We start from the raw sequence: 18,624 nt of genomic DNA on the forward strand, positions 1-18,624 counted from the left end.
AGACAGCAACTGATTTTTCTAACTTTATATAAAGCATGATTAGTACAATTCTTGTTCAAATAGATGTTATAAAGTACTTACTAACCTTACTTCCTGGTAAGAACCTACTTAAGAACCCCTCTGATGAACAAGTTAAGAAGCAATAACAATTTTCAGGTTTATGCACCCCCTATCTTCGAAGCTTTAAAGATAGTTTTTCATAAACTTTTTAGACTACCAATTTTCAACATTTTATTTTTATAATATTCCGAAAAGATAACACTTTCAAGTGTAAGCAAAAAAGGCGCCTGTCCCCCAGTACATTAATGAATAAAAGTACTTTTAGACAAACACCTTTTATTTTTCCTTTATATTACCTCTTATATGGGTTAAGGCGGGGCAGGCATCAATATCTCAAACTACTCAGATTCAATTACTCTTGCCACTGCATGTCCGCACTGCTGGCACTTTCCCTTTAATACAATTCCAAATTGGTTGTCCTCAATCGTAAAACTCTCAATAGCAACGACATCACTACAATTCCTGCAAAAAACATTGTTTATAAGTTCGCTTCTGATTTCTTTAGGAATAGAGAGCCATTTTTTATTTGCCTCCATATAACAACAGCCTCCTGTATTCAGATTTTTATATAATGAAACAAAACCGTGCCTGTGCTTACTCCAAGATAAGTCTATAACCATGAATTTTGATTCAAAGCAGATATGGCTATTGTTTTGTATTTAAATGTCTTAAAAATCCTCCCATGCTTCTTGTGCATCCAACAACCTTTGTGATAAAAATTCATAAAAGTTATTTGCTGTGTTGTCGTCATCAAGTCCTCCTGGTCTATTCCAAGCTATTACTGGGCACTCATTATTCTGCATTTTGCTTGTATATAGGCAATAAACATATTCTCCAGCATTTTCGATAACCACTAGATCTTTTTCCAACCCTAAATCTCTAAACCTCTTTGTATTATCAACCACGGGAGTTCGATTTGACTTAGCCACTCCTAAAATATCAACTCCAAATAAACCACCAGAACCATAGGCAGTTAAAAACCACTTAAAACTTCCTGGTAATTCCACCCCTAACTCGTTTTGGACAAGATTGATTTGACTTTCATCTACTCCACCTGTAAAGTCATCTGATTCCTTATGTTCATTAATAAAATTTGTTAACTCCTCTTTATCCATTCAAGGTTCCTCCCTCTATAATTTACTATTATCTATTTGCTTAGCTCTCCATCTCCAATATTTGCTCCTAAAGTTGTCGTATTGCTTTTTTAGTACAGGATTATTTCTAAAACTCCCACCATTCTCCACCAAACCATGCAAAATTTTATGATATTCATCATGCATACTCGCAGGAATCTCCACCATTGATCCTGGCTCTCTTTGGATTAAATGATGCAGCTCGATAACTGTTCCATCTTGCCAGATTGGTGCTCTGCCTTTTTTCATTAATTGTAGATTTGTTAAGCCGGTATTAGGATCAATTCTCTTATAATCAATGTCAATCCTTTGAAAAACTCGTCTGCTAATATCTCTTATTTCTCCATCAACCTTTGTTGATCCAGTGAAATCCACAACCTTATAGTTTTTATATTCTTTACCCGTACTCTTAAAAAACATATAAACCTGCTTTTCCAACTGCTCCTTATATCCAAGCGACTTAACTGCATTATAAGGAACACCATCAAAGCCCTCAGCAAATGCATATCTTAGTGGGAAAGAACTAGAGTAATTTAAAGAGTTCATCTTACTAGAAACAGCCTTCTTCGTCTCCCTCACAGCATTCTTCCCCGCCGCAAAGCCCGCTTTCCCCGTTTTATCAACACCTTTTAATCCTACAAGTGAAGTTGCGGTCGTGGCGATTGCATAGGTGACCCATCTTGCCCGGGTATAGTCGTTTCCGTTGACCATATCACGTTCGTAGGAACTGGCGATGGCTGCACTGATTTGGGCATAGGTTTCTTCATAGTTGATTACAGCTTTCCCTAGATCCCAGAGAACCTGTTCGGGAGGAGTCATCAAAACATCCCATAAGCCGGAAGCAGTATCTTTCGTGAAGTTCCATAAGCCGGAAGCAATATCTTTCGTGAAGTTCCATAAGCCGGCGCTGACCCCTTTTATCCTTTCTCCGTGCTGTTTTTTTACTTTTATTAGCCTGACAATTTCTTTCTGGTCAGAGGTTAAATGCTCATTCCCGATGGACTCTGCTATTTTCAAGTACTCGTCCAAAGAAAGAGTTGGATGCTCGAGCTGTTGTTGAAGTTCCTGGATTCTGCGCTCTTTGGCCTGTTCCTTTTTAAACGAAAGATAGGGGCCGGCATAGAAAGGCTGCAGCTCTACAAGGTCACTGATGCTGCTTAAAATTCCGGTCAGGGACTTTTGCTGATCGGCAACCATCTCCTTGGACCGTCTGTAGCCATTAGCAAGGTCATGTTCAAGAAACACCATATGGATAGATGTGCGGCCGGCCAAATTCGAATCAGCCGCATCTGCTGCAACTCCGTTATGGAAGGCAACCTGCATATCAATGAGGATCAGCCACTCATCCACCAGTGACGCCTCTTCCTGGTAAAAGCTCTGAACAGCCTCCGCCCCTTCCCCCTGAAAACTATCATGGGATTGAGCGACTTTATCCAAGGTCTTCTGTAAGACAAGCAGCTGTTCCCTAACGTTTTTATAGTCATTCGCACGCTTTTCCATTGCTGAAATTAGACTGTCCGCTTCATACACCGCATTCAGAACCAACCGCCTCCTCTTGTCGTAATTTTCCAATTTTATTTTATCATGAAAGGCGCGATGGAATCCTGTTTTAATGTAAATGAAAAGAAGCAGGAACCTGTTGACGCGTTCCTGCTTCTTGTTTTAGAACAAATTGTAACGCCCCGATCCTTGGTGGAACGGAGCTGGGCATCATATTGGTTACCTTTTCTCAAAATTGTTTCTAACCAGCATTAAAGGGTTAAAACAATCGGCCCGTTTTTCGTCAGGATGATCGTATGTTCCACTTGAGCGACATAGCTCTTTTCCGTAGCAAAGGTCCAGCCGTCTTCCAATTGGAACACTTCTTCTTCAGAGGTGGAGATAAACGGTTCGAAGGCGATAACCATTCCTTCCTTCAGTATCTCATCATCCCACGGGTCATTATAATTTAAAATATGGTCAGGGGCTTCGTGGATTTTACGGCCGATCCCGTGACCGGTAAGGTTTTTGATAACGGTGAACCCATGCTGTCGCGCTGTTTCAAAGACCGCTTTTCCAATTCTGCTTTTTTTGGAACCGGGCTTTGCTTTCTCAAGGCCTGCTTCAAAAGCCTTCTTCGCAGCGTCACATAATTTCGTTAAGACTTCTTCACCTTTTCCCACGACAAATGAGATTCCCGTATCAGCGAAATAATCGTTCTTGGAAGCAGACACATCGATATTGACGAGATCCCCTTCCTGGATCACCCGGTCACCAGGAATCCCGTGTGCCACCTCTTCATTCACACTGATGCACGTAAACCCTGGAAAATCATACTCGCTTTTTGGTGCTGAAACGGCCCCTGCTTTTTCAAAAAGCTCCCCGGCAAAATCATCAAGCTCTTTCGTCGTAATGCCGGGAACCGTTTTTCGAACCAACTCATCCCGAATGGACGCGATAATCTTTCCGATTTCCTTTAAACCGCTGAAATCTTCTTCTGTCTTAGCAATCATTTTTTCTACCTCGTTTTCTTTTTCTTCTATAGGAGTCATTATTCCATTGTTTAATTGAAAATACCCGGATTATGCTTCAGGATCAATCTGCCGGCTATATTTGGAGGGCGTTTTGTTAAATTACTGATTCAACTCTTTTGATCCTCCACTCAATTCTAAAACATGTAAACCCTCAGATGCATCTGGCGCTTCAAAAAAACTTGTGACATAATGAAACACCGCTTCCGTATCAAAAACCGCTCGTTCGGGTTGTTCCTTACGTCTTTGAGCAATTTGGCGCAAGCACTTTTCGTCACTCAGGTTAAGATAAATCAGCTGATGGTCTGCATGAACCTCTGCAGCCATAGTCAAAAACCATTCTCGCAGCTTTTGAGTGTTGCCCGGAAAGTCCATCACTACATCTGTACCGACACATAATATGTTTTGAACGTGCTTTTTTACCAATGGCTTTAGCTGAAGGGAAAATCGTTTGTAATCCACAAATGATTCAATCTGATTCGGATAAAGTGATGAAAGCCATTCATCCTCTGACAGCAGTACTGCACGTTTATCTGTCGCCAATCGCTTTGACTCCGTAGATTTTCCCGCGCCCATTTTTCCGCAGAAAAAGTATAGCGTTCCAAGTTGTTTCAATTTAAATCCCGCCCTTGTTAATAATTGCTGAACATGTACTGTTTTTATATAAATTAGAAATCAGAAGAAAAAGAGTTGGACTTTATCGAATTACAATGAGCAACTGTGCTATTAGTTAAAACAAATAACGTCTTCTATTAATAAATATTTATATCAAACGATATTCTATACCTTATAAGAATTTCTACGTTTACCTGTATACAAAAGTGGAGGTTGTTGATTTTTTCGTAAGTATCTATTTAAGGGATCATTTTAATTCAACTCAGATATAGCTTTGTTAAAACATTTCAATAAACAAAAGAGACAACTCCTCAAGGGTTAGTTGTCTCTTTTTAATGTAAATTGCACTACACACTCCACATGCGCAGTATGCGGAAACATATCCACAGGCTGAATATATTCAACCTTATACGCCTTCGAAAGTGTCTTAATATCCTTCGCCAGTGTAGACGGATTACACGACACATAGATAAACTTCTTCGGTTTCACCTTTAATATTGCACCAAGCAGCTTTTGGTCGCAGCCTGTTCTTGGCGGATCGACGACGACAGCGTCAGGTCTCCACCCTTCGCCGAGCCATTTTGGAAGCCAGTGTTCGGCAGTGCCTTTTACGTAGGTGGCGTTTTTGAAGCCGTGTTTTTTGGCGTTCTTTTTGGCGTCCTCGACTGAGTCGGCGATGGTGTCCATGCCTCTGATTTCTTTGGCTCCGTCTGCGAGCCACATGCCGATGGTGCCTACGCCGCAGTATGCGTCGACGATTTTTTCTTTGCCGGTGAGCTGTGCGGCTTTTTTGACTTCGTCGTAGAGTTTGACTGTCTGGACGGGGTTAAGCTGGAAGAAGGCCCGTGCAGAGAGGTCAAAGGTCAGGTCACCGAGCTGTTCTTGGATGACTTCTTCTCCGTCCAGATGGACGGTTTTGTCTCCGAAGATCAGGGATGTTTTTTCGCCATTGACGTTTTGCATGATGGATTTGACTTCAGGGAGACGCTTTTTGATTTCGCTGACAATCAGATCCTTGCGCGGCAGGTTTTCCTGTGCCGTGATGAGGACAATTTGAACTTGTCCGCTTTTGAAGCCCACCCTGCATACGATGGTTCGGACGATTCCTTTGCGTTTTCGCTCATCGTAGATGGATACTTTCAGGTCCTGCAGAATTTGTTTGACTGTCTGAACCGCTTTGTTGGTTGCTTCATGCTGCACGATGCAGTGATCGATGTTGACAAGGTGGTGGGAGTTTTTACTGTACAATCCCGCGATGACTTTTCCGTTTCTAAGTCCTGTCTGGAACTGGCTTTTGTTGCGGTAATTCCACGGATCCTCCATGCCGATCGTCTGTCTGATGTCGGTTTTGCCTAGATCAAGTCCGGAAAAGCGCTCCATGGCCTGAACCACAATGTCTCTTTTTTCATGCAATTGTTTTTCGTATGATAAATGTTGAAGCTGGCATCCTCCGCATTCGTGATAAATCGGGCATGGCGGGTCTACTCTGTGCGGGGATGCCTTCCTGATTTTTTTCACTTTGCCCTCGGCAAATTTCGCGCTGATGTTCGTTGCTTCCACAACTACTTCTTCATTCGGCAGGGCACCTGGCACAAATACGACCTGCTTTTTAAAATAGCCGACTCCTTCTCCGTTGATTCCAAGTCTTTTTATGGTTAATGGAAAGGTTTGTCCCTTTTCCAGAGGTATGCCTTTGTTTTTTTCATTGGTCTTCATGTTTGACGCTCCATTTCTATTCAATGCTTCTCCATAAATAAAGGGAAGCATAGCTTAAATAAGGGGCCCACTCCCTGCTCAGCTCCTGCATCTCTTCCAGAGTAGGCTTGCGGTCGAGGCCAAAGTGCTTTTTCATCGCATTTTGAATGCCGATATCTGCAATCGGAAACAGATTGGGCCGCCCGAGACCGAATAGAAGCAGGTTCTGAACCGTCCATGGCCCTACTCCGCGGATTTTCACGAGTTCTTTCAGGATTTCTTCATCCGGCTGATCTTTCAATTCTTCAAGGTTTATTTTGCCTTCTGCAATCAGCTTTGATGTATCAATGACATACTCTGATTTGCGTCCGCTGAACTGAAGCTCCCGCAGGTCACTGTAGTCAAGTGCCGCCACTTTTTCAGGAAGCGGATAGAACCAGACTCCGTCCACCTGCTCGCCAAATGCATGGACAAACCGCTCTGTCAGTGTATGGGCAAACTTCAGATTCAGCTGCTGGTGGATGATGCATTTCATCAGACACTCATACAGGCCAAATTCCAGAACGAGCGGCGTGCCGTCATGCTCCTGAAAAATACCGGCTATGTTTGAGGAACGAAAATGGGTCTGAACGTCAAGCAGGGAAGTATCCCACTGAAAAATGCGCATCGTCTCTTTCAGCGCAGCCTCCCGGTTTGTGCTTCCGCTCACTAAAAACTCAGGTGAATCCTTTGTTCCAAGAGCCTTCACCTTAACAACAAACGGCTTTTTTTCCTGATCTCTCATCGGAATGGACACTTCCCGTTCAGCCATCTTCACATGATGCAGCGGATCCATGGATAAACGGTCAAGGACACGGTCAAAATCATATGGAGGATCTACCTTTACTCGCTCTTCCCACATTCGTTCTCAAACCCCTTATTTTTGATACTGAATATTATATCATGAAACGCACTGTGAAAAGGGAAAACTCCCTGTGACCTTGGTCAAAGGGAGAAAAAATGCGGCTGATGGAATGTCCTGTCTATCATGAGATCGTCCAGACTTTTAAAGATATAACCCTGTTTCCGCAAATCTGTGATTGCTCTGTCAAGCGCCTCTGCATTGTCTTTTGAAACGGTATGCAGCAGAAGAATGCATCCGGGATGAATCTGGCTCATCATCTGATCATAGGAATATCTCCAGCCCTTTTGAGCATTTGTGTGCCAGTCTACAAAAGCAAGCGACCAGAAAACCGGCTGGTACCCGAGCTCTTTTGATTTAGCCAGCACCCGCTCGCTGAAAACGCCCCTCGGCGGGCGGAGATACTGAATTCCCTGATAGCCTGTCAGCTTTTCAGTCTTTTCTTTTACGGAATCCAGTTCATTTTTCAGCCTTTCATCACTGACTTTTGTCAGATCCGGATGATGCCATGAGTGGTTTCCGACAATATGTCCTTCATCTGCCATCCGCTTTACAAGGTCCGGCTGGTCAAGAAGGTAGTGTCCGGTCACAAAAAAGGCTGCCGGCACCTTCTGTTTTTTCAGAACATCCAAAACCCCTTCTGTATACCCGTTCTCATAGCCGTTGTCGAAGGTGAGATAAATGTATTTTTGGCTGGGATCTCCCATAAAAAAAGCATCATATTTACTAAGCAGCTTCATAAGCGGCTCACCGGGGTTGGCTGATTTGTGGTTTCTGCTTTTTTCAAAGCCCCAGTTAATTGGCTGGTTGGAAACGGACGCTTCAGCTGCATGTATTCCGAATGATAAAAACATCAGAAAGCTAAAAATAGCACAACAGTATTTCAAAGAAATCGCTCCCCTGACATAGTTTCTATTTATAGTGTTGGAAAGAGCGGAGATTACATACTGTTTTTTAGAAGGTAACATATGGAACCAACTGAAAAAAGCCGGAATAAATCCGGCTTCTCCTTAACTGAAAACAGGCTCTTTAAATTGTGAAAGCTTTTCAAGAGACGATTGATCAACATCTGCATGCAGGCTGTTTCCATGTGAGTCCATTGTCACTACCGCTGTAAATCCTTCAACCTTCAAGTGCCACATCGCTTCTGGAATACCAAATTGCATCAGATCAACGCCTTCAACGGATTTTATGCAATCTGCATAATACTGTGCAGCTCCGCCAATGGCATTCAGATAAACTCCGCCATGTTCATTTAGGGCTTTCAGTGTTTTTGGCCCCATGCCGCCTTTTCCAATGACCGCGCGGATGCCGAATTTCTTCATAATATCGCCTTGATATGGCTCCTCGCGAATACTTGTTGTCGGTCCTGCGGCTTTAACGTGCCAATTCCCATCTTCATCCTTCATCATGACCGGCCCGCAATGGTAGATGATTTGACCATCAAGGTCAACTGGAGCATCATGGTCAGATAAGTATTTGTGAATTGCGTCGCGGCCTGTGTACATCATGCCATTGATATGAACGACATCCCCGACTTTTAAATCACGAATCTTCTCTTCTGTAATTGGCGCTTCGAGCACAACTTCTCGCGAAGATTGAGGTGCTTCGCCCGCTTGATCTGCATCATTCAGGTTTGGCATTTCACCTTCCTGGTACAGCCAGTTTTGAATTTCACCGCTTGCAGCATCAATGTTTACCCCTAAGCGGCGGTATGCCCAGCAATTATATGCTACAGATACAAAGAAGCTGGCAGGAATCCGGTTCATCACGCCCACCTTGCACCCTAATAGAGTTGCTTCTCCGCCAAAGCCCATCGTTCCAATACCGAGCTGATTGGCTTTTTCCACAATGTATTCTTCAAGCTTTTGAAGATCCGGGTTTGGATTGACGTCCTCTGAACTTCTGAAAAGCTGGTCTTTTGCAAGCTCATACCCAGAAGTACGGTCTCCTCCAATACCTACCCCGATAAAGCCTGCACTGCAGCCTTGTCCTTGCGCCTGGTAAACAGAATGAAGAACGCATTTGCGGATCCCGTCCAGGTCCCTTCCTGCTTTTCCAAGTCCATCAAGCTCACATGGAAGACTGTATTGAATGTTTTTATTTTCACAGCCTCCGCCTTTTAAAATTAAGCGGGCATCAATGTAATTTTTTTCCCATTGCTCAAATTTTATGACAGGGGTGCCGTACCCAAGATTATCTCCGCTGTTCTCGCCAGTTAGCGAATCAACGGAATTCGGACGCAGCTTTCCGTCCTTTGTTGCCTGTGCAATCGCACGGTAGATGTCTTCCTTCATATTTAGCTGGTTGGCTCCAACGGGAACCTTCAGTTTAAATGTAGGCAGTCCTGTATCCTGGCAAATCGGCGATACATTATCATCAGCCATTTTGATATTTTCGGATATAGTAGCGAGAGACATGGCAGCACGCGTGCCTGCATTTTCCTGCTGCTTTGCTCTCAAAATGGCGCGGCGGACATCCTTCGGAAGCTTCGTTGATGTTTCCACGATTAGTTCATACATACTTTCATAAAAACGATCCATCCTGTTTCTCCCCTTATTGTCTATAGAATTCGGTCAATTTCATTCAATTTTTATTATACTCCTTTGTGATTTGGTTGGAAAGGCTTACAGTTTGAATGCCTTTTCTTTCTTTATAAAGACTGTTTCCGTATGAATACACTTGGATTGTTACCCGTTCCATTCTGCGGGGTGGTATGGGAGCTTCCTCGGCCAGCCTGCGGGATCTCCCATTCCCTCTCCATCCGACAGGAGTCAAGTTCCTTCCGCTGCAATCCACTGGAGCATTATCCTGATTGTAAGCAACTTTAATTTTACAAAGTCTTGATAAAGTCAAAAAAACGCCCGGCCAATGTCCCGGGCAGCTTCTTTATCCTACTTTTCTAATTTGGGAAGAATCTCAATCTGCATGCTTTTCTTTATATCCAGATACTGATAAGAAACTGTCAAGGTTCCGCTTTTCTTCGTTTTGATTTTTCCGTTTTTCCATTCTGCCAAGTCCGGAGGTGAAAGCTCCATAAAGAGCTTGTCCGGGTCCATGGCAAATCGGTTGCCGTCTTTGTCGATGGCTGTTGCTGTCAGGCGGATGTTCTTTCCTTCAATAACTGTTTCGTTATTTGGGTTGAGTTCAATGTTGACGGGCTTGATTGTGTTCGGATCCACCACTGTCACTTTAATCGTGCTGCTTTTCCCTCCTGAAACGGCTGTGATGTTTGCTGTACCTGGCTTGATTGTCTGAATGGCTCCGTCCTCAAGCACTTTAACGGCTTTTTCATTATCAGAGGTCCAGACTGTGTGTACATCTTCAAAAGAGCTCAGGTTGACAAGATAGTTTCCATAGATTTCTCTAAAATCGCCGAAAAGGTTGAGAGTGCGTTCTGCCCCTGCTGCCATTTTCATTTCGCGCTGTTCATTGAGGGCATCATCGACGATGGATACTTCCGTCAGCAACGGGTTGAATTTGTAGTCCATTCCAGACTTAGACACTTCAAGGACTCCGCTTCCAAGGATATTTCCTTTGTCGTTTGAGACATATCCTTTGCTTGCGCCGTTGCCTGTAATTGTATAGTTGACGCCGTCTTTTTTCCATGACTGCAGGAGATGCAGGTGACCGAACAGCACCTGAATGTTCACGCCGCTGTTCTTCTTTTTATAGGCTCCGAGAATGTCCTCAAATTGCTTGGCATCAGCCGGGTTCATTTCATGCTTTGTGCCGAAATCATCTTTTGTCGTATTGTGGGTGACGACAAGGACATTCTTCTTTTTGTTTTCCTTCAGGAGCTTTTGAAGGTAATGGAACTGAGTCGGGTCAGAGGCTGAAATGCTCTGTCCGAACGCACTGTTCAGGCTGATGATCAGAGTGTTTCCATATTCAAAGTGGTAGGTTGGGGAACCAATGATGTCTGAATAGAAATCAATGTTTCCCTGGAACGATTCATGGTTGCCGGGCGTTGCGAAAAACGGTTTTTCTCCAAGAAGGGCAAGGTCACTCACGGCTCTGTCCCATTCAGCCTGTGACGAAGTATCCACGATGTCGCCGACATGCATCACGAAGTCCGTTTCTTCTTTTGCAGCTCTGTCAAACAGGCGTTTTGAGTACATAAACCCTTGAGTATCAGGCAGGACAGAAATGGCAAATTGATTGGCCTTTTCCGGCTGCTGAAGCTGTTTTGTTTCAAATTCCTTCACGAATGGTGTCATGACATTCCCGCTTTGGTCTTTTGCTTCAATGATAAAGGAATGCTTGCCGTCTTTAAGCGGTTTTTCAGGAACGGCATATGCCCAGCCCGTTTTTTCATCGTAGTGGACAGGAGCAGGTATGCCGTCAATTTTTACAGCAACACTATTTTTCTTCACGCCGCTTTTTTCATCTGTGAGTTTAAACGTGATTCGCGGTTCTGCTGTTTTTTCAGCCGCTTTTCCTGTTGGTGTCACATTTGAAAGCACCGGCTTTTCTGTGTCATCGCTCAAGTCTACTTTGATCGTTTTATCGACAGACGGAACAGAAACACTTCCGTTTGTGTCGCGTGCTGAAGCCGTCAAGTGATAGGTGCCTTCTGTCAGGTTTTCAGCTGCAGCTTCTACTTTTCCAGTTTGAGCATCATATGTGTGCGGAAGTTTTTCCCCGTTTAGTTTCACTTCGATTGAATCAGCATCCACGCCTGATTCTTCGTCAATCAGGAGGGAAGAAAAAGCAATCCTGTTTTCATAGACGGTATTTCCCGCAGGTGTAATCTCTTTGAATTCCGGTCCGTTAAAGTCTTCTGTTTCGTTCGTGTAAATATATCTCATGTGATCCAGGTAAACGGTTCCGCTGTAGTCAGGGATGCTTTTGTTCGTTTCTACAAAATAGAGATAGTTGAAAACGATCGGCAGCGCCCAGTCCTGCGGAAGCTCAACCTCAAGGTATTTCCAGCCGGTCCAGTCTAATTTCGGTGCAAGATCCAGCGTTTTGTTGACACCATTTGCTTTGAAAATCAGGCGTGCCCACGGCGCTTTTCCGTCACCGTACACCCATACGCCGAATTTCTTCGGTCGGATATCTGTTTTATAGGTTTCATACATGGAATCAGCAAGCTCGTCCGGCCATACTCCTGATGCTGATTTGTACCAGTGGGGGATGACATTAATCGTGCCGTTGTATTTGCGTTCCCACTTTCTCGAATCGTAATCCACACGCAAGCTGCGCTCTCCGAATTTAGCCTCGTCCCCGGTCAGCTGATGTGTGCCGCCCATGAAGCCTGATACTTCATACCCTTCTTTTTGATATTTTTCATAGTCATCGATGACTTGTTCTTTAAGCCCTATTAATAACTCAATCTCCTTTTCAATTGAGCCAAGCTTTGCAGTTACGGTTGTCCTTGTTCCTTCAGGGACATCTTCTCTTATTTGGATGGTGCCGTCTGAAGTGATTTCACCAAACTGGATGTCCATCTCCCAGTCAATCGCATCTCCCGTGAGGATGACCTTTTTTCCGTCTTTCACGGCTTCAGCCTCTAGTTTCTTTTCCTCACCCGGCTGAAGAATAACCGGTCCCTGATCAGCAAATTGGAAGTCGTCCACCTGGTCGATGACGTTAACAGATGCCTGCCCGCTTACTCCGTTGATGACAGCTTCCACTGTATCTGTCCCTGCCTGTGCAGGCGCCTTGTACAGACCCGTTTTGTCAATGGTGCCCTTTGAAGCTTTCCACTGGATGGAGCGGCTGGCAATCATGACAGGATTGCCGTTGCTGTCTGTTGCTTTTACCCCGAATGGAAAAGCTGCATTTTTGAAAATCGTAAGATCTCTTTCTACAATGACTTCCCCGATTTCACCTGTCTTGGTTGAATGATTGACAAAGAGAATGCCGTTTGTGATCGACCTTGACTGCCCGTCACTCGGATGATTGGCCGTCTCAAGCGCGCTTTTTCCTTTTTGCTGGACGATCATTTCTGTCGATCCTCCGCCGTCAAGACCAAGAGCCGAGACTGCCCCATGCTCCTCCATGATTTCAGCCATTTCAACAAGCGTTACCCCCTGGCTTTTATCAAAAAGGGTACTTGGTTTATCAATCGTCATTGTGATGACCTTTTGTTCTGCTGTAATCCCAATCGCGGTTCTGGCACTTTTCAGCAGCACGTGGCTGCCATACTTGGACACAAGCTCGTCTTTTGAAAGGGCCTTTCCGTCCTTAACAAGCCAGTTATAGCCGCCTGTAGCCTCTGTAAGATCGTTTTTGAGGACTCTGTTTTCTCCTGTGAAAAGATCAAACTGGAAGGAGATCTCCATGCCTTCTTTTAAATCATTTCGGATCATTTCCGCTTTTGACCCGAATCCGGCAATAATGACGCTGTCTGATGGAATATCAATGCTCTCATAAGATGGGTAGATCTTTTCGATTTTTCCTGTGTAGGCCTGTCCTGCCTTGATGGCAGAAGCGTCCTTTACCTCTCTTACGACTGCCATGGCACCATTTTTAATGAAGGTCTCATTGCGGTCGTCAAAGGTCAAAATGCCCTTCTGGTTTAGCTTTGGTGTGAAAATGCCAAGCTTTTCTCCCGCGTTTTCATTGCGGTTCAGTGTATCCACTTTTACATTTTTGCCGCTGTATGACAGCGAGCCCCTCATTTCAACTTCTCCAATAAAAGGTTTTTTGTCTTGGTCAATCGCAAAAACAGGATGAAGAGCAACGCCTGAAGGATAGCTGTGATTTATAAGAAGATTGCGGTTTTGCACCTGGAGCGTCATATTGATGCCGGTCTGCATATTGAACATATCTGCATTCACGCCTGCAACAATGTCTTTCCCCTTGAATTCCTCTCTTGCAGCCTGTGACGGGAGGGTCTCTGCAGCAACGACTCGTTCAAGTGCCTTCGATGTGACAACGGATACATTCGGGTTCGCAAGATCTGCCTCAAGAACGTTCACTCTCTGGCTGTTTCCCGCTGTTACCCCGAAATTCTCGATTTGCTTTTCAGTGTGTGTAATGCCTGAAGAAATCTGCTCCGCTTTTAACACTGTGCTTTTTTCTGACGGGACCGTTTCTTCTCCAAGAACGGAAACCGGCTGAATCAGCAGCGTGCAGGCCATCAGCATGACGGCAAGCTTGTTTTTCCCTTTCATCTTGCACCTCCGGATCGTAGTAAGTACTTCTCTATTATAGAAGGCGATTGTTGATAGGATTTGGTGTTTTTTTTAATGCTTGTAAATTTTACAGGTCTAAAAGTACCGCTAAATGTAGATTTAGTGTAAATGAGGGATGTATGGACTACGTATGATAGAAGAGAATTTTGTTCCATTCAGGTCTTTGGTATGAGGAGGCTATGGATCTGATTTATTCTTTGTTTCTATGGTACCTTTTTCCTTTTTTTGCAATCATCACCATTTCCTTCCACCGCAATCCACTGGAGCTCAATAAGATAAAAACAAAAAAAGAACACCCTCATCAGGTGCCCTTCCATCATCTATTCTTTATCCCAGTCCTTTTTAAACTGCTCCTGCTTTACTTCAAGCTCATCAAGCATTTTAATTAAACGATCAATATCCTCTACGTCTGTTGACTCAGGATCCATTGAATCGATAACATTCATAAACATATTTAAGCGTGTTTTTAAATATTTTAACTGTGAGTCTTTATCATGAACGGCGTTGCCCAAGATGTATCTCTCCTTTCACTGATAGTGATATCGTAGCTTATTCGCTATGCTTTGACAACAGCACGAGCCGATAAGGTATTCTAAAATATGATGTTCATGATAGAATGTTCTCTATGTGAACTTGAAAAAGGAGTTTTATGAATGAATGCATCAGCAGCAAATACACTACATCCCATTACACCTTCCCATGATCCTTGGGAGGCTTATTTAGATATAAAGCAGTATGGAAAATTGACTTTAACGAATGTTGAATTTACGACTACGACCCTGTGCAATATGCGCTGTGAGCATTGCGCGGTTGGCTATACGCTCTCTCCAAAAGATCCGCAAGCATTGCCGATTGATTTAATCCTGAAAAGGTTAGACGAAGTAGAAACGCTCAGGTCAATCAGTATTACAGGCGGGGAACCTATGCTGTCGCTTAAATCAGTGGACAATTATGTGCTTCCTTTACTAAAGTATGCCCGTGCACGGGGGGTTCGTACGCAGATAAACTCAAATTTGACACTGGATTTGGCGCGTTACGAAAAAATTGCTCCCTACCTGGATGTTTTACATATCTCTCATAACTGGGGAACGCAGGATGATTTTGCAGAAGGCGGATTTGCGATGATGGACCGGAAGCCGACTTATGAGCAGCGGACTGCTTATTTTGACCGGATCATTGAAAACAGCCGTGCTCTGGTGGATGCAGGAGTGATGGTTTCTGCTGAAACGATGCTGAATAAGCGGACATTGCCTCATATTCAAAAAATACATGAACAAATCGTGAATGATATGAAATGCCAGCGTCATGAAATTCATCCTATGTATCCCTCAGATTTCGCAAGTGCCCTTGAGACCCTTTCATTAAAAGAAGTCAGAGCTTCGATTCATCAGCTGCTCGATATTCGCAATGAAAATGTGTGGATGCTGTTTGGCACACTGCCTTTTTATGCCTGCAGTGATGAAGATGAAGACATAAAGCTGATCAGACGCCTTCGGGAAAGCAAAAACGTAACAGTGCGCAATGACCCTGACGGCCGCTCAAGACTTAATGTCAATATATTTAACGGAGAAATTATCGTAACAGACTTTGGGGATACACCTGAGCTTGGAAACATTCAAACAGATACCCTCCAATCAGCCTATGACCGCTGGAATGAATCCAAGCTTGCACGGGAGCTTAACTGCCATTGCCCCGCTGTTTCATGCCTTGGTCCAAACCTTTTGGTGAAAAATAGTTATTATCAGGAGATAGATTTTCAAAAAAGGAAATCCGTCATATAAAAAAAGCGGGCCGTTAAAGGCTCGCTTTTCTGATTATCTCGGCTGTTCCGAAACGGTAAATCCGAAAGAAGCATGATCCTGAACAGGAATCCAGGCGCCAATTCCTTGAGATGTTACATTTTGAACAACAATTTTTCGTTTATTTCCTTTTAACACTAAGTAAACTTCGCCGTATGTTACTTTGCCCTTTTCATTGACTGCCGGTGCGTATGCATTTAAATATCCGACTCTTTTTGGGGGAATGTTATAGATCTGTTCTTTTTTTGATCCCGTTCCGATGATTGTCTGAAATGATAAAGGCAGGCTTGTCTTTTTCATTGCCTTTAGGAGCATCATTTTTTTCACATCTTCTTCACTCGGAATATGGGCGGTTAAGCCGCCTTTTACCTGCTTTTGCGCTTCTTGCTTGTAATGAATTTGAGTTGTTGCTTTGCCGCCGCGGTTATCAAAGAAATTGGTATTGATTTTCCGGTATTCCCAGTTAACTGCGGTTTCGCCTGATTCGTAATTTAATGCCCATTGCCCGAGGAAAATCGTTGCTCTGTATCCGATTGAGAGCGGATTATCAGAGATTGTCGATTCATTCAGAAGACGAATTAAATTAGGATTTTCAATTGGAATTTTAGATGTTTTAATCAGGCTTTGTGCAAATTCGCTCGGCTGAAGATACGGGAGATCCTGAGTTGGGTTCGGATACGTATTCTCCTTCGAGATATCCAGAACAGAGCTTGGCACCTTCGTTTTGTTCACAGCAAAAGCAGAGCTTGAAAAACCAATTGATAAGAGCAAAGCCATTGAAACGAGCATCCATTTTCTCATTTCCTAAACCCCTTTCGGTTGCTTTACAATTATTGTTTTCAAGCTCTTACTTCTTTATCCAACATTTTATTTAAGTTTTCCCATCCATTTACCAATAACCGCGTTTACAGGAGGATTGCACAGCTGAATCAGCGGTCCGATTGCGAAGGTAATAATGATTGTCCCAAGACCAATAGGGCCTGCAAATAAAAGAGCCAGAAGAAGAGCACCGACTTCGCCAATTGTTTTTGCAGCCATAAGGCTTAGTCCAAACCTCTGATGAAGCGTAATCATGAGCTGGTCAATTGGATTTGCCGGAAAGCTGGTTTGAAGATAAATAGAAACGCCAATGGCTATTAATAAAATTCCTAAAAATAAAATGACCCCTTTGAAAAAGATATTTTGTGTATTGAAGTCCTGAAAAATAGAAAGCATCCAGAAATCAACAAAAAAACCGATTAATAAAATGGTAAACACGCCGAGTACTTTTGGCGCTTCTCTCATAATAACGGCATTTAAAAGAATAATTAAGATCCCTACAATAAAAATCCAGCTGCCGACTGTTAAACCGATTTGATCTGTCAGTCCGACGTTCAGTGCATCCCATGCTCCTGCTCCCAGGTTTGCTTTAATTGTCAGTGTCACGCCAAATGCCAATACAAATAAACCGATTACAAAAAAGGCCAATCGATAAATCATGCTCTCCATCCCCTTTAATCTCTATATGTATGTCCTTTTTTTGCAGCAAAGAATTAAAAACTGAATATTTACAAATTTTAAATAATATGCTACATTAATAATAACTCCCATGATTTCATGAGGGTTAGCTTCTTATTAATTGTTTCGTCCTACACGTAAAAATGACTCTGTGCTAAGCACAGAGTCCCTTTTTTTTTCACAAAAGATAAAAGCCAATGCCCATGATCAAGTAGGCTGCAAGCAAGGTTGCCCCTTCAAACCAGTTCGTGTCCCCATCATTCGTAATCGAAATGGTCAGGAGAACGGCGGTTACCATTGAAATCAATTCCGGCATTGTAAAGACAAGCGGCATTTTTTTTGTGAACAATAAGGAGATCAGGACAAGAAGCGGCGCTACAAACATGGCGATCTGCAAGGTGGATCCCACCGCTATCTCGACTGCTATATTCATTTTATTTTTATAAGCCATGATGATTGCAGATGCATGCTCTGCAGCATTTCCGACAATTGCAACAATAATGACCCCGATGAAGAGTTCACTCCAGCCGAAGCTCTCGCCAACAGCCTCAAATGTATGTACGAGACTCTCCGAAACGTAAGCTACTGCAATTGTAGCAAGCAAGAGGATTGTGAGGGCTTTTTTAGCCGACCATTCCGGTTCTTCATGCTCCTCTGCCACATCTGTATCATGCTGATAAACACCACGGTGTGTAACAAGCTTAAAGAACAAGGCTGCTAAATATAAAATAATTAAAATAACGGAAATGCCTATACTCAAGTTTAACGTTTTTGCCTCATCCATGTCCATTGCAAAAATTTCAGGGATCACAAATGCTACAACAACAGCAAAAATTAAAAGACCTGAATTATGCCTCGCATCATATATATTGAACTCCTGTCTTTTGAACTTTAATCCGCCAACGAAAAAGGACAGTCCCGCTACTAGCAGTAAATTCCCAAGGACAGAGCCTGTTAAAGAAGCAAGAACAACTCCAATTAAACCTGCTTTTAATGCAAAAATAGAAATGATCAGTTCAACAGCATTTCCAAAGGTTGCGTTCAGCAGGCCTCCAATTCTCGGACCTGTCACGATCGCCAGGCTTTCAGTCGCTCTTCCCATATAACCCGCAAGAGCAATAATCGTTATACAGTAAACGGCAAACATGATGAGCTGCGGCCAGTGCATCAGACTCCCTATAACAGAAAGAGGAACACCTGCCATTACAACAATAAAAAAGATTCGATTCATTCCATTCTCACCCTTTCTTCTCCTTATTCTTTCTCTAT

Annotated in this window: 15 protein-coding genes; 1 reads left to right on the forward strand and 14 read right to left on the reverse strand. The window is 43.4% G+C overall.

Annotation, left to right across the window (positions count from 1 at the left end; translation table 11 throughout):
• Positions 1-398: 398 nt before the first annotated feature.
• From GJU41_RS13235 to GJU41_RS13285, 11 genes are all read right to left on the reverse strand, one after another.
• A complete protein-coding gene (locus GJU41_RS13235) occupies positions 399-596 on the reverse strand; it encodes a hypothetical protein (protein WP_070879705.1) in 198 nt (65 codons plus the stop codon).
• 132 nt (positions 597-728) lie between these two features.
• Positions 729-1,175 carry an SMI1/KNR4 family protein gene (locus tag GJU41_RS13240; protein ID WP_070879704.1) on the reverse strand — a complete coding sequence of 149 codons (447 nt, stop codon included), beginning with the start codon at positions 1,173-1,175 and terminating at the stop codon, positions 729-731.
• Between the two features lie 15 nt (positions 1,176-1,190).
• A complete protein-coding gene (locus GJU41_RS13245; RefSeq protein WP_070879703.1) occupies positions 1,191-2,738 on the reverse strand; it encodes an HNH/ENDO VII family nuclease in 1,548 nt (515 codons plus the stop codon).
• A gap of 206 nt (positions 2,739-2,944) precedes the next feature.
• Positions 2,945-3,685 (reverse strand): type I methionyl aminopeptidase, encoded by a 741-nt coding sequence (gene map, locus GJU41_RS13250; RefSeq protein WP_070879702.1) that lies wholly within the window; start codon positions 3,683-3,685, stop codon positions 2,945-2,947.
• Positions 3,686-3,805: 120 nt separating this feature from the next.
• Entirely contained in the window at positions 3,806-4,318 is a 513-nt protein-coding gene (locus GJU41_RS13255) for a P-loop nucleotide/nucleoside kinase family protein (RefSeq protein WP_070879701.1), read from the reverse strand.
• Between the two features lie 318 nt (positions 4,319-4,636).
• Complete coding sequence (gene rlmD, locus GJU41_RS13260; protein ID WP_070879700.1) at positions 4,637-6,034, reverse strand: 23S rRNA (uracil(1939)-C(5))-methyltransferase RlmD; 1,398 nt, start codon at positions 6,032-6,034, stop codon at positions 4,637-4,639.
• Positions 6,035-6,050: 16 nt separating this feature from the next.
• On the reverse strand, positions 6,051-6,914 hold the full coding sequence (locus GJU41_RS13265; RefSeq protein WP_070879699.1) for a DNA-3-methyladenine glycosylase family protein: 864 nt from the start codon (positions 6,912-6,914) through the stop codon (positions 6,051-6,053).
• An 83-nt stretch (positions 6,915-6,997) separates the two neighbouring features.
• On the reverse strand, positions 6,998-7,768 hold the full coding sequence (gene pdaA / locus GJU41_RS13270) for a delta-lactam-biosynthetic de-N-acetylase (protein WP_070879754.1): 771 nt from the start codon (positions 7,766-7,768) through the stop codon (positions 6,998-7,000).
• Positions 7,769-7,924: 156 nt separating this feature from the next.
• Positions 7,925-9,457 carry a fumarate hydratase gene (locus GJU41_RS13275; RefSeq protein WP_154318912.1) on the reverse strand — a complete coding sequence of 511 codons (1,533 nt, stop codon included), beginning with the start codon at positions 9,455-9,457 and terminating at the stop codon, positions 7,925-7,927.
• 351 nt (positions 9,458-9,808) lie between these two features.
• Positions 9,809-14,038 carry a phosphodiester glycosidase family protein gene (locus GJU41_RS13280; protein WP_154318913.1) on the reverse strand — a complete coding sequence of 1,410 codons (4,230 nt, stop codon included), beginning with the start codon at positions 14,036-14,038 and terminating at the stop codon, positions 9,809-9,811.
• 341 nt (positions 14,039-14,379) lie between these two features.
• On the reverse strand, positions 14,380-14,571 hold the full coding sequence (locus GJU41_RS13285) for an SE1561 family protein (RefSeq protein ID WP_070879697.1): 192 nt from the start codon (positions 14,569-14,571) through the stop codon (positions 14,380-14,382).
• Between the two features lie 141 nt (positions 14,572-14,712).
• On the opposite strand from GJU41_RS13285, the gene yfkAB reads away from it, so the two are divergent.
• Entirely contained in the window at positions 14,713-15,840 is a 1,128-nt protein-coding gene (yfkAB, locus tag GJU41_RS13290) for a radical SAM/CxCxxxxC motif protein YfkAB (protein WP_070879696.1), read from the forward strand.
• A 33-nt stretch (positions 15,841-15,873) separates the two neighbouring features.
• On the opposite strand, the gene GJU41_RS13295 is transcribed toward yfkAB, so the two are convergent.
• The 3 genes from GJU41_RS13295 to cax form a co-directional block, all read right to left on the reverse strand.
• Positions 15,874-16,659, reverse strand: a complete 786-nt coding sequence (locus GJU41_RS13295) for a YfkD famly protein (protein WP_070879695.1) — start codon at positions 16,657-16,659, stop codon at positions 15,874-15,876.
• A 66-nt stretch (positions 16,660-16,725) separates the two neighbouring features.
• A complete protein-coding gene (locus GJU41_RS13300; protein WP_224771427.1) occupies positions 16,726-17,337 on the reverse strand; it encodes a YczE/YyaS/YitT family protein in 612 nt (203 codons plus the stop codon).
• A 196-nt stretch (positions 17,338-17,533) separates the two neighbouring features.
• Positions 17,534-18,586, reverse strand: a complete 1,053-nt coding sequence (gene cax, locus GJU41_RS13305) for a calcium/proton exchanger (RefSeq protein ID WP_070879693.1) — start codon at positions 18,584-18,586, stop codon at positions 17,534-17,536.
• Positions 18,587-18,624: the final 38 nt, after the last annotated feature.

The organism is Metabacillus idriensis (genome assembly GCF_009674765.1).
Classification (GTDB): domain Bacteria; phylum Bacillota; class Bacilli; order Bacillales; family Bacillaceae; genus Bacillus_P; species Bacillus_P idriensis.